This is a genomic window from Bacillus sp. LR--39 (assembly GCF_053613335.1).
The window spans coordinates 1-597 of the sequence record NZ_JBSIOT010001226.1; the positions used below are offsets into that span (position 1 = coordinate 1).

Below are 597 nucleotides of genomic sequence, written 5' to 3' on the forward strand. Positions count from 1 at the left end.
CCGCTTATGTCGTGACTAACCATCATGTCATCGAAGGCGCTTCCCAAATTGAAATCAGCTTGAAAGACGGATCGCGTGTACCAGCTGATCTTGTCGGCAGCGACCAGCTGATGGACCTTGCCGTTTTACGGGTGAAAAGCGATAAAATTAAAGCAGTCGCCGATTTCGGAAATTCAGATAAAGTGAAGTCTGGGGAGCCGGTTATTGCGATCGGGAACCCGTTAGGCCTTGAGTTTGCTGGCTCTGTCACACAAGGCGTCATCTCGGGTACGGAGAGGGCGATCCCAGTAGATTCAAACGGTGATGGACAGCCTGACTGGAACGCAGAAGTCCTGCAAACAGATGCGGCCATTAACCCTGGGAACAGCGGCGGCGCTTTGTTAAATATGGATGGGAAGGTCATTGGCATCAATTCAATGAAAATTGCCGAGTCAGCGGTTGAAGGGATTGGCCTGTCCATTCCGTCTAAGCTCGTGATCCCTGTGATAGAGGATTTAGAGAGATACGGAAAGGTCAAACGCCCGTTCCTTGGCATTGAGATAAAATCCCTAAGCGACATCGCAAGCTATCATTGGTATGAAACATTAAAGCTTCCTA

1 pseudogene is annotated in these 597 nt (G+C 49.4%); it reads left to right on the forward strand.

The window, feature by feature from the left end:
- Window positions 1–597, forward strand: a pseudogene (gene htrC / locus ACWHAR_RS29585) (serine protease HtrC); the annotation flags it as partial.